This is a genomic window from uncultured Planktosalinus sp. (assembly GCF_963973675.1).
GTDB lineage: Bacteria > Bacteroidota > Bacteroidia > Flavobacteriales > Flavobacteriaceae > Planktosalinus.
Genome location: NZ_CAXBAN010000037.1, coordinates 1 through 11,142, shown reverse-complemented (window position 1 = coordinate 11,142; position 11,142 = coordinate 1). Strand labels below are relative to the sequence as shown.

13 protein-coding genes and 1 tRNA gene are annotated in these 11,142 nt (G+C 37.3%); 5 read left to right on the top strand and 9 right to left on the bottom strand.

Annotated elements, in window-relative coordinates; all coding sequences use genetic code 11:
• The 6 genes from AACY61_RS02640 to AACY61_RS02615 form a co-directional block, all read right to left on the bottom strand.
• A partial coding sequence (locus AACY61_RS02640) for an aminoacyl--tRNA ligase-related protein (protein ID WP_339609907.1) occupies positions 1 to 939 on the bottom strand: 939 nt, incomplete at its 3' end.
• A gap of 75 nt (positions 940 to 1,014) precedes the next feature.
• A complete protein-coding gene (locus tag AACY61_RS02635) occupies positions 1,015 to 2,334 on the bottom strand; it encodes an HTTM domain-containing protein (protein ID WP_339609905.1) in 1,320 nt (439 codons plus the stop codon).
• On the bottom strand, positions 2,324 to 3,259 hold the full coding sequence (locus AACY61_RS02630; RefSeq protein ID WP_339609903.1) for a bifunctional riboflavin kinase/FAD synthetase: 936 nt from the start codon (positions 3,257 to 3,259) through the stop codon (positions 2,324 to 2,326). The genes AACY61_RS02635 and AACY61_RS02630 overlap by 11 nt, the downstream gene beginning before the upstream one ends.
• 6 nt (positions 3,260 to 3,265) lie before the next feature.
• Complete coding sequence (pth, locus tag AACY61_RS02625; RefSeq protein WP_339609900.1) at positions 3,266 to 3,898, bottom strand: aminoacyl-tRNA hydrolase; 633 nt, start codon at positions 3,896 to 3,898, stop codon at positions 3,266 to 3,268.
• A gap of 84 nt (positions 3,899 to 3,982) precedes the next feature.
• Positions 3,983 to 4,630: a 50S ribosomal protein L25/general stress protein Ctc gene (locus tag AACY61_RS02620; RefSeq protein WP_339609898.1), complete on the bottom strand. Its 648-nt coding sequence runs from the start codon at positions 4,628 to 4,630 to the stop codon at positions 3,983 to 3,985.
• Between the two features lie 82 nt (positions 4,631 to 4,712).
• Positions 4,713 to 5,654 (bottom strand): ribose-phosphate pyrophosphokinase, encoded by a 942-nt coding sequence (locus tag AACY61_RS02615; protein WP_339609896.1) that lies wholly within the window; start codon positions 5,652 to 5,654, stop codon positions 4,713 to 4,715.
• Positions 5,655 to 5,797: 143 nt separating this feature from the next.
• Here AACY61_RS02615 and AACY61_RS02610 point away from each other — a divergent pair.
• From AACY61_RS02610 to AACY61_RS02595, 4 genes are all read left to right on the top strand, one after another.
• Positions 5,798 to 5,879, top strand: a tRNA-Leu gene (locus AACY61_RS02610).
• A 104-nt stretch (positions 5,880 to 5,983) separates the two neighbouring features.
• On the top strand, positions 5,984 to 6,595 hold the full coding sequence (locus tag AACY61_RS02605; RefSeq protein WP_339609894.1) for a HupE/UreJ family protein: 612 nt from the start codon (positions 5,984 to 5,986) through the stop codon (positions 6,593 to 6,595).
• Between the two features lie 85 nt (positions 6,596 to 6,680).
• Positions 6,681 to 7,115, top strand: a complete 435-nt coding sequence (locus AACY61_RS02600; protein WP_339609892.1) for a dCMP deaminase family protein — start codon at positions 6,681 to 6,683, stop codon at positions 7,113 to 7,115.
• 16 nt (positions 7,116 to 7,131) lie between these two features.
• Positions 7,132 to 8,721 carry a S41 family peptidase gene (locus AACY61_RS02595; RefSeq protein ID WP_339609890.1) on the top strand — a complete coding sequence of 530 codons (1,590 nt, stop codon included), beginning with the start codon at positions 7,132 to 7,134 and terminating at the stop codon, positions 8,719 to 8,721.
• A 6-nt stretch (positions 8,722 to 8,727) separates the two neighbouring features.
• On the opposite strand, the gene AACY61_RS02590 is transcribed toward AACY61_RS02595, so the two are convergent.
• Positions 8,728 to 8,931 carry a hypothetical protein gene (locus AACY61_RS02590; RefSeq protein ID WP_339609888.1) on the bottom strand — a complete coding sequence of 68 codons (204 nt, stop codon included), beginning with the start codon at positions 8,929 to 8,931 and terminating at the stop codon, positions 8,728 to 8,730.
• A 12-nt stretch (positions 8,932 to 8,943) separates the two neighbouring features.
• Entirely contained in the window at positions 8,944 to 9,525 is a 582-nt protein-coding gene (locus AACY61_RS02585; protein ID WP_339609886.1) for a MarC family protein, read from the bottom strand.
• Positions 9,526 to 9,688: 163 nt separating this feature from the next.
• On the opposite strand from AACY61_RS02585, the gene AACY61_RS02580 reads away from it, so the two are divergent.
• Positions 9,689 to 10,270, top strand: a complete 582-nt coding sequence (locus AACY61_RS02580) for a DUF3109 family protein (RefSeq protein ID WP_339609884.1) — start codon at positions 9,689 to 9,691, stop codon at positions 10,268 to 10,270.
• Here AACY61_RS02580 and AACY61_RS02575 read toward each other — a convergent pair.
• On the bottom strand, positions 10,248 to 11,142 hold an 895-nt coding region (locus AACY61_RS02575; RefSeq protein WP_339609882.1), incomplete at its 5' end, for a histidine kinase. The genes AACY61_RS02580 and AACY61_RS02575 overlap by 23 nt on opposite strands.

Here is an 11,142-nt window from a genome sequence, read left to right as displayed (position 1 = left end):
GTTGAGTATTTCTTTCACGTGTTCTACCATTCCATCCAATGCATTATGTGAATTTGATGGGTGCTCAATTCTTACTATTTCCACTTTGTCAAACTGGTGTAATCGGTTTAGACCGCGCACGTGGGCACCATAACTTCCGGCTTCTCTTCTGAAACAGGGGGTGTATCCCGTGCATAAAATGGGGAGTTCTTTGGCCTGAAGGATTTCGTCGCGAAACATATTGGTCACCGGTACTTCAGCAGTTGGAATGAGGTAAAGGTTGTCTTCAGTCACGTGGTACATTTGCCCTTCTTTATCGGGAAGTTGACCCGTACCAAAGCCTGATGCCTCATTGACCATAAGCGGCACCTGATATTCGGTATAACCGGCGGCTGTGTTTTTATCGAGAAAGTAGCTGATCAAGGCACGCTGCAATCTGGCACCTTTTCCTTTATAGACCGGAAAACCGGCACCGGTGACTTTATTGCCCAGTTCAAAGTCAATAATGTCATATTTTTTGGCGAGTTTCCAGTGGGGGAGTGCGTCATCAGCTAATTTAGGAATTTCGCCTGCGCGAAAAACTTCTTCGTTGTCGTCCTCACTACTTCCTGCAGGAACTAAATCATTGGGAATATTGGGTATGTTATATAACAGCTGTTGCAATTGTTCAACCGCAGCGTTTAATTCTTCCTGAAGGGTTTTGGTTTCTTCTTTGTATTGAGTGGTTTTTTCTTTTAGGGCATTGGCTTTTTGGCTGTCACCATTTTTAAATAGAATCCCAATTTCTTTGGAAATTTTATTGGACTCAGCCAGAATGTTATCCAGTTTGGCCTGGGTACTTCTTCTGAGTTCATCAGTTTGCAGGACTTCCTCAAAAAGGGGTGTAGCATCGATGTTTCTTTTTTTCAATGCGGTTATAAAAGCATCTTTATTATCGCGTATGTCTGTTACTTGTAGCATAGTAGTGGTTTGAAAGGGCAAAGTTAATTAATTAACTGTTAATGAGCAGTTGATTTTCAGAAGAAAAAAGAGGTTTTATAATCCCTCCGGCGCGGGTAAAATCCAAGTGTGGTGTTTGAAATAATTCCATTTTTCAGCAGCAAGATCTACCGTGGGGTTTATAAAAGGTGTCAACGGGCGATTGTTTACACTCATTTTAGCATCAAAATAAACCGCGACATCTTTGCCTTGAGTGGCGTATTGTTTTTTGAGGCGTTTTGCATATTGCCACATATAGTCGGGTTTTGTTGCCAGACCTCTGCGTTGTTTTGTGGTGAGATCGCTGTAAATATCAACACGGGTTTCTTCACCTGTTTTTTTGTCTTTTACGGTGACTTTTACTGTACCGGACTTGGTGCGTAACATCATTCGCCAACTGAGTCGATGACCTTCTTCTGTCCACAATACATTGTCTTCAATCGCCCAATGACGAAGCGGTAATGCAATTTGAATAATAAAGTAAATCGAAAACAGCAAGATGAGTGTTTTTTTATAGGCGGGAACAATTACTTCCTCTTTGTTATAAAACTCTTTTTTAGGTAAAAAGCGTTTTTGAACCGTTTTTGGTGTAAAGAAAAACAAGGCAAAAGCGATCGACATATACGGGAAAATTCCAATCTGAAACACAATGGAATTGAACAAGTGAAAAAATATTGAAATGACAAACCCAAGCATTCGCGTCCGTTTCCAAAGCAATAGTGGGACAATTAGCAAGTCAAAAAGAATTCCAGTGTAGGCAATTGACCAATGGACCCAGTTTTGTTGTAAGATGTCGCCAATTAGCCAATAGTTTGCTTTCCCGCTCATTAATATTTGTGCCATGGAGGCATCGAGCCAGTCAGGGTATAGTTTTGCCACTGAAGCATAAGTATAAACAATCCACACCTGAAAGATAATAACTAATGCACACCAGCGCGGCATGGAGGGTGATTTTATTTCCGGGTTGAATTTAGCGTCCAGTGAAAACCATCGGTTTGCAGGTAGTACGCTCATAAAACCAAGCAACAAAAGCATCAGGTAATAGTGATTGTTGTATGCCGATTTTTGCATGAAATACACTCCGGCCCACATGACTAAATAACCAATACTTGCCAGGCGGTATTTGTACCCCAACATAAGCATTATACCAAAAACACCCATCAAAGCAAAATAATAGTACATTCCGTCTCCAGGTAAGGGTTGTAACCAAGGAAAGTCTATGAATGAAAATGTGAATTGTGGTTCAATAAGTACTCTTTTAACCCAGCCAGTGGCAATGGCTCCAAAAGCTTCCAGTGTGATTAACAATCCAAAAACAACCCTAAAAACAACGAGTCCGCTATTATCAATGTGTTTAAAAAGAAATTTATTGAACATGGGTTTTGATGTATTTTCGGGCGAAAGCCTCATCGTTTCTTATAGCTTGTTGTAAAGACTCTATGGAATCAAATAGTTCTTCATTTCTTATTTTTGTGAGCATTTCAATTTCAAGCTTTTTTCCGTAAAGGTCTTTATCAGTGTCCAGGAAATAGGTTTCAATTGTTCTTGTGGTTCCTCCCACGGTTGGGTTCGTGCCAATACTCATCAAGCCAAAGGTTTTCGTATCCTCAAGAATGGATTGCACGACATAAACACCATTTTTGGGAATGAGTTTATAGTCTTCATTAATTTGAAGGTTTGCAGTTGGATAATTGATTGTTTTGCCAATGCCTTTGCCTTTTACAATTGTTCCATTCAGCATAAAAGGATAGCCCAAATAGCTGTTTGCGGTTTCCAGGTCTCCGCTTCCAAGAGCTCGTCTTATTTTGGTTGAACTCACAGCAACATCATTAAGTTCCTGTGCTGATAGTTCTTCAACTTCAAAATCAAACTGGCTACCAAATCGTTTTAAATCGTCGATATTTGCGGAACGGTTATTTCCAAAACGGTGGTCATAACCAATGATGATTTTTTTTACGTTCAGATTGTCCACTAAAACAGTTTTTACATATGTTTCAGCTGAAAGGTTTGAAAATTCCCTGGTAAAGGGATGAATGATGAGGTGGTCTAATTCGGTTTTTGAAAAAATGGCAATGCGTTCATCAATTGTATTGATAAGTTGAATGCCACTTTCTTTTTGTAAGACCATACGCGGGTGTGGAAAAAAAGTGAGAATTACTGAGGCGAGATTCAACCGGGCAGCTTCAGAAGTGAGTTTTTTTAAGAGTTCCTTATGGCCAATATGCACCCCGTCAAACGTGCCAATTGTGACAATGGTGGGTTTGCCGGTCTTAAAATTTTTGATGGAATGGTGTACTTGCACAAGCTGTTATTTTCCGTTAAATGAATTCATAGTGTTTGTGATTCCTGCTAAAGCGAAAGATTTAATCACTTCAATGGATTTGTCCAGACGTTCGTTGAGTTGGGTTTCTTCTTCGGGCTCCCATTCACCCAACACAAAATCTACTTGATTGCGTCTTCCAAATTCATTGTCAATCCCAAATCTAAAGCGATTGTAATTGGTAGTGCCCAGTTGAAGTTGAATGTCTTTAAGTCCATTGTGCCCTCCGTCACTGCCTTTGGTTTTCACTCTAATGGTTCCAAAGGGCAGGTTGAGGTCATCTGTAATAATCAGTAAGTTTTCAAGAGGTATTTTTTCTTTTTGCAACCAGTAGAGAACTGCTTTTCCGCTTAAATTCATATAAGTAGATGGCTTTAATAACAGCAAACTGCGGCCTTTGATTTTGTATGTTGTGATATCGCCAAGTTTTGCAGGCTCAAAAGACAGGTTTTCATTTTGTGCCAGGCGATTGAGTATTTTAAAGCCAATATTGTGACGGGTATTTTCATATTTCGGGCCTATGTTTCCTAAGCCAACAACTAGAAATTTCTTCATAGGTTTTTCTTCTTCAAGAATGGTGCTTTTCTTTTTTGCTAATAAGCGTCCAAAAAATGTGAGCATTTGTTTTTTTGTAAAAATATAAAAAAAAACATCCCGAAGCTTAAGTCGGGATGTTTTGAATTACTCTGCTATTTGGAACAGTTACTATTCTGATGCTGGAGTTTCTTCGTTATTTCCGCCTTCAGCTTCAGCTGTTTCTCCTTCTTCTCCTTCTTCATCTTCTTCTTCCTCAAGATCATCAACGGCTACACGTGAAGTTCTCACTTGTGCAACCACTGTGTTATCAGGATGCATGATTTTTACGTTTTCAATAGGAAGTGCAGTTACATAAAGTTTGCTTCCAATTCTAAGCTCGGTGATATCGGCCACGATAAAATCCGGAAGGTCTGCAGGCAGTCCTTTTACTTTCAGTTTTCTTCTAGGAACACGTAATACACCACCGTTTTTAACTCCTCTGGAGTTACCAACAATTTTTACAGGGATATCCATAGTGATTTCTTTATCGTCAAAAATTTGATAAAAATCAATGTGGATAATGTTGTCTGTTACCGGGTGAAACTGAATGTCTTGTAGGACAGCGTTTACTTTTTCACCTTTTTCAAGTGCAATTACAACTGTGTGTACATCTGGAGTGTACACCAAGTCTTTAAATGCAATTTCGTCAGCTGAAAAGTGAATTGGCTTGTCTCCTCCGTATACTACGCAAGGAACCTTTCCAGCATTACGTAGGGCTTTAGTTGCTACTTTACCCACGCTTTCTCTTTGAGATCCGTTGATTGTAATTGATTTCATTTATTTAATTTTGTTTTAAAGGTCAGACGGAACGCCCTTAGAATCATCTTTCCTTTAAAGTTTTATTGTTTAGTTATGGGCGTTACATTAAAAATTTTGAACTGATAGACCTGTTTGTATTGACTCTTATCATCACATCTGCCACCAGTTTTGAGCAGGTGAGTACTCTTATTTTTTTACTTTCCTGTTTTAATGGAATTGAATCCGTTACAATCAATTCCTCCAGTTTAGAATTTTCTATTTTTTCATATGCATTTCCTGAAAGGATGGCATGTGTACAAATTGCTCTAACACTCAATGCCCCTCGTTCCATCATCACATCGGCAGCCTTGGTTAGTGTCCCGGCGGTATCTACCATGTCATCTACCAGCACTACATTTTTTCCTGTAACATCGCCAATGAGTTCCATGTGAGAAATCACATTAGCTTTTTCACGCTGTTTGTAACAAATCACTACATCACTTTCCAAAAATTTTGAATAGGCGTAAGCTCTTTTTGAACCACCCATATCGGGCGAAGCGATGGTGAGATTTTCTAGATTAAGGCTTCTTAAATAAGGTAAAAACACAGTGGAAGCAAATAAATGATCAACCGGTTTTTCAAAAAAGCCCTGAATTTGGTCAGCATGCAAATCCATTGTGATGATACGGGTAGCACCGGCTGTTTCTAGCATTTTGGCAACCAGTTTTGCAGCGATAGGCACTCTTGGTTTGTCTTTTCTGTCTTGTCTTGCCCAGCCAAAGTAGGGTAAAACAGCTGTCACGTGTCTTGCTGAAGCACGTTTGGCTGCATCAATCATCAACAACATTTCCATCAGGTTATCGCTGTTAGGAAAAGTTGAACCTATTATAAACACACGGCTACCTCTCACTGATTCTTCGAAAGAAGGTTGAAACTCCCCATCGCTGTAATGTGAAGTAATTACATTCCCCAATGGCATGCCAAAATCATTGGCAATTTTTTCGGCGAGCACCTGGCTTTGTGAGCACGCAAAAATCTTAGGTTCGGGTGTTGGAATGGCCATTGTTAAGTGGTTGTAAAATAGGGTTTTGCTTTCTCTTTGTTTTAAAGAGGTGCAAATTTATAAAATATTTTCAACCAATGAGGTATTATTACTTGTTATTTGCTATGAAATTATAAATAATTGTTTATTTTTGCCTCCCGCTTGCTCGAGTGGCGGAATTGGTAGACGCGCTGGATTCAAAATCCAGTTCTTTCGGGAGTGTGGGTTCGATTCCCACCTTGAGTACAAAAACTCTTAGCAATTTGCTGAGAGTTTTTTTGTTACGCAGCTATTTAATTTTTGAAATATTCCAAGCTTGAGGTGTTGTAATTTCTTTACAATTCTTAACTTTGATTCCAACTCAAAAAATCCCCACAACCATGAACGAGTTTTGGCTTTACTTCAAAATGGGCTTTGACCATGTGATCAACTGGTACAATTACGCCCACATTCTCTTTATAATTTTACTGGCGGTTGCCTATCAGTTCAACGCCTGGAAGCGATTGTTGGTTTTACTGACACTTTTTACCCTGGGGTATCTATTGGCTGTTATGATGGTTTCATATGAAGTGGTGAAAGTGAGTTTGGGAATGGTTGAGTTTCTCATAGCAGTAGTTATCATTTTTACAGCGTTGTTTAACATATTTACTGCGGGAAAGGAAAAACGGCGAGAAAAAATGGGCTTATTGTTTGCTCTTTCTCTGTTTCTGGGTCTTTTAAGGGGATTGGAGTTTGCTCCATATTTTTTAGATTCCATAGGGCAAAACAGCAAATTGTTGGCCTTATTGGAAGTCGCACTGGGAGTGGAAGCTGCACAGCTTTTAGTGGCATTGATTGTTCTTGTTATAGGGGCAATTGTTCAAACAATTTTCAGGTTTAACAAAAAAGACTGGGTACTTGTAATTTCATCCATTATAGTAGGATTATCATTGCCAATGCTTTTTAACAGCTGGAATTTTTAAAGCATTTATACTCCAATATTTAACGAATCATTCATAATTAAAACGTCGATAATATTTTACCTTCGCAGCATACTCTCTTGAATACATGTCAAACAAAAAACAACTAAAATATGATATTGCCTATATGCGGATGGCGTTGGAATGGGCAAAATTATCACACTGTAAACGAAAGCAAGTCGGGGCACTGATTGTCAAAGACAAAATGATTATTTCTGATGGCTATAACGGGACGCCTTCGGGTTTTGAAAATTTTTGTGAAGATGAAGAAGGTTATACAAAATGGTATGTACTGCACGCCGAAGCCAATGCAATTTTAAAAGTGGCCTCATCTGCTCAGTCAAGTAATGGAGCAACTTTGTACATCAGTATGTCTCCCTGTAAGGAATGTAGTAAGCTTATTCATCAAGCCGGAATCACAAGAGTGGTTTATTATATAGAATACAAAGACAATTCAGGACTTGATTTTCTAAAAAAAGCAGGAGTGCATTTAGAACATTTAGAATCGGTTGATACTGTTTAACTCTTAAATTAATAACTTGAAATTTTCTTCTAAATACATTCCACTGCTTATTGGTGTTGCTGTTGCAGCCGGTGTTTTTATTGGTTCAAAACTCAATTTTGGAGACTCAACTGAAAAAATATTTGCAACAAACTCTAAGAAAGACAAACTCAACAGGCTCATAGATTATATTGACTTTGAATATGTTGACCAGATCAATACTGACAGTATTGTTGATGTAACGGTAAACGGGATCCTTAAAAACCTCGATCCACACTCTGTGTATATTCCCGGAAGTGAGTATGAGTCTGTTGCTGAAGATATGAGAGGTAAATTTGTTGGGATAGGAGTAAGCTTTTATATTTATGAAGACACGGTTTCGGTAATATCAACTATTGATGGAGGTCCTGCTGAAAAAGTGGGTATTAAACCCGGAGACCGAATTTTGTATGTTAATGATAAGCCTCTTTTCGGTGACTTTGGCAAAAGGGATTTAATCACGGCGTCCTTACGTGGAAAATTGAACTCAAAAGTAGAACTCAAAGTTTTTCGAAGAAGCGAACAAAAAATTATTGATTTTAAGCTTACCCGAAAAGAAGTTGCCCTGAAAAGTGTTGATGCAGGATATAAAATCAATGAAAACATAGGATACATAAAAGTTAATCGATTTGCTGAGACCACCTATGATGAATTTGAAGAAACACTCAAACCACTTGTTAAATCAGGCATACAATCACTGGTACTTGATTTAAGGGACAATCCAGGAGGTTATGTGTTTGCCGCGGAGCGTATGTTAGATGATTTTTTAGAAAAAGGCACTTTAATTTTAAAAACCAAAAACAAATCTGGTGTGATTGAAGACACTTACACTAAGCGTAACGGTCTTTTTGAAGATGGGAAAATATACATTTTAGTAAATGAAAATTCTGCCTCTGCAAGTGAAATAGTTGCGGGAGCTCTTCAAGACAACGATAAAGGTGTTGTTATAGGAAGAAGAACTTATGGAAAAGGACTTGTGCAACGTGAAATGTCGTTAGGCGACGGTAGCGCAGTAAGGCTAACTGTAGCAAGATACTATACACCAACCGGAAGATCAATTCAAAGGCCTTATGTAAACGGTGACAGAAGCTATTTCAGAGATTATCAACAACGCTATAAAAATGGAGAGTTAGTGAGCCTTGACAGCATTCAAGTAAATGATAGTTTGCAGTATCAAACCCCAAACGGTAAAATAGTTTATGGTGGCGGCGGAATTTTACCGGATGTATTTATCCCCAAAGACTTAAGTGAAGAGAACGAAATTATAAATTATTTATCACAATCCGGCTTGATGAATTATTTTGTTTTTGAACAACTGGATAAAAACAGGTCCCTTTTTGATACCTTCGATGCAGAGATGTTTTATGAAGAATTTGAAGTTTCCCAATCCCTCTTCAACGAATTTATAAATTATGCTCGCCTTGGCGAAAGTGAATTTGAGTTTAGTGGATATGAAAAACTGATGAAAAAACACTTGAAGGCTACCATTGCACAACAATTATTTGGAGGTGATTATTATCAAAAAATAATCAATCAAAACGATCCAATGATTGAAAAAGTGCTTGACATTGATAATCTTGAAGAATAATTAAAATTACTTTCGCCGTTTAACCTTCTTTTCTATTTTTTGTGAGAGATGCAAAATAGCTAAAAGCAATAAAGCACAAATACAAGCAATAACACCAATGATGGCAATAATGCTTGTTTTATCTGAAACATTTGAAAAGTTTATCATAGTAACATTATAAACCAATAATGCTAGGGCAACGATTGATAAAATAATTTTAAAGTACTTCATTTGAAATTTATTTTATTGAAAAAGCCCCATCACATTTGAGGCAAATAATTTAACGGCAATAGCTAATAAAATTACTCCAAAAATCTTTCTCACCACATTGATTCCGTTTTTGCCAAATAGGCGCTCAATTTTAGCAGATGATTTCAATACAACATAGACAAAGATAGTATTTAAAACGATGGCAATAATGATATTTATAACTTCATATTCAGCTCGCAAAGATAAAATTGTTGTTAAAGTTCCTGCTCCGGCTATCAATGGAAAAGCAATGGGCACAATCGAAGCGGTACTAGGTGTGTCATCACGGTAAAGACGAATTCCAAGAATCATTTCTATAGCCAGGAAAAATATAATCAAAGAACCGGCAACGGCAAATGAATTTACGTCAATTCCAATAAGGTTGAGTAATTCTTTACCAACAAAAAGGAAAACCACCATCAAAACAGCTGCAACAATAGACGCTTTTTCACTTTGAATGTGCCCCACTTTTTTTCGTAAATCAACAATAATGGGAATGCTGCCAATGATATCAATCACAGCAAAAAGTACCATTGTCGCAGTAAGCATTTCTCTCCAGTCAAATCCTAAAAACATAGTAATTGGTTTTTATTTTTGTTAATTAAGCGTCCATTTTTTGAGGCTGCAAAAATAGACAGAAAAACGAGTTCTTTTAGTATTAAACATATAATTTTTTCACAAAGAAAATTAGGTTTAATTGTTAACCAAAAAGAGGCTTTAAAATTTCTATCTTTGCGACATGTTCCAACTGGGAAAAACCATCATATCTGAAGACCTCATCGAGAAGGAGTTTGTCTGCAATCTGGGCGCCTGCAAAGGTGAATGCTGTATTGCCGGGGAAGCAGGTGCTCCTTTAGAAGAAGAAGAAGTTCAGATTCTTAAGGATATATATAAGGATGTAAAACCTTTTTTACGACCTGAAGGCATTGCTGCTATTGAAAAACAAAGCACTCATATAGAAACCGAAAAAGGCGATTTAGAAACTCCCTTGGTTGATGGAGCAGAATGTGCTTACGTTACTTTTACAGACAAAGGAATTGCCAGCTGTGGTATTGAAGATGCTTACAATGCTGGAAAAGTCTCCTTCAGAAAACCAATCTCTTGTCATTTGTATCCGGTGAGGGTTCAAAATTACAGTTCATTTTCAGCAGTAAACTATCATAAATGGCCCATTTGTGATGACGCCTGTGTTTTAGGCAAAGAGCTTCAGGTACCGGTTTATAAATTTGTGAAGGATGCGTTAATTAGGAAGTTTGGGGAAAAATGGTATGATGAGTTGGAAAAAGTTGTTTTAACAATCAAGAAATCTGTTCAAAAATAAAACGCACTTCGGTTCCTAAAGCATCTCCGGTTTCGTCCTCTAAATCAATAAATTCAAAACTGTAATCAAAACCGTGCTTTTTATTGAAAAAAGAGAGACGTTCTTCTGTCATTTTTAGTCCAACAGATTCTTTTTTAAAAGATTTTTTTTGTTTTAGCTTACCGGATGCCTTTCTTCCAATGCCATTGTCAATTAGTGAGAGTTTTATTTTAGCTCCGTCGCCATACACCCTGATTGCAATTTTCTTTTCTTTGGAACTGAGCATCAAACCATGCCAAATGGCATTTTCTACAAAAGGTTGTAAAAGCAACGGGGGCACTTTAATGGATCCTAAAGAAAGTGAAGATGTTTTCTCAATAACATAATTGATTTCGTCTTCAAAACGTATGTTTTCAATACTCAGATAGAGAGAAATAATGTTCAATTCTTCCTCAAGAGTATGACTCTCAATACGGGAGCTTTCCAAAATTTTTCTGATTAATTTTGAAAACTTATTGAGGTAGTAAACGGCTTTTTCTTTGTTGTTTTCTATCAGAAATACTTTGATGGAGTTTAGGGCATTGAATATAAAATGGGGGTTCATTTGACTTTGAAGTGAAGCCAAATGCAAGTGGTTTAACTCTTTTTCAAAACCAACTTTTACAAAATTTAATTTTTCTTTTTCAGCCTTTTTTTGAGCTCTGATAAGTTCTTTAGCTTGTTCATTTAGTTTGATCTCAAGTTCCTTACCATATCGTTCTTTCAGTAATTGATTTTCGATTTGTTCAGAAATAATTTTCTTTTGAGCATTGATTTTTTCATCGTAAATTAATTTTATTTTGTACCCTAATCCAAACATGAAAACCATAGATTCTAACAATATTCCAATAAAA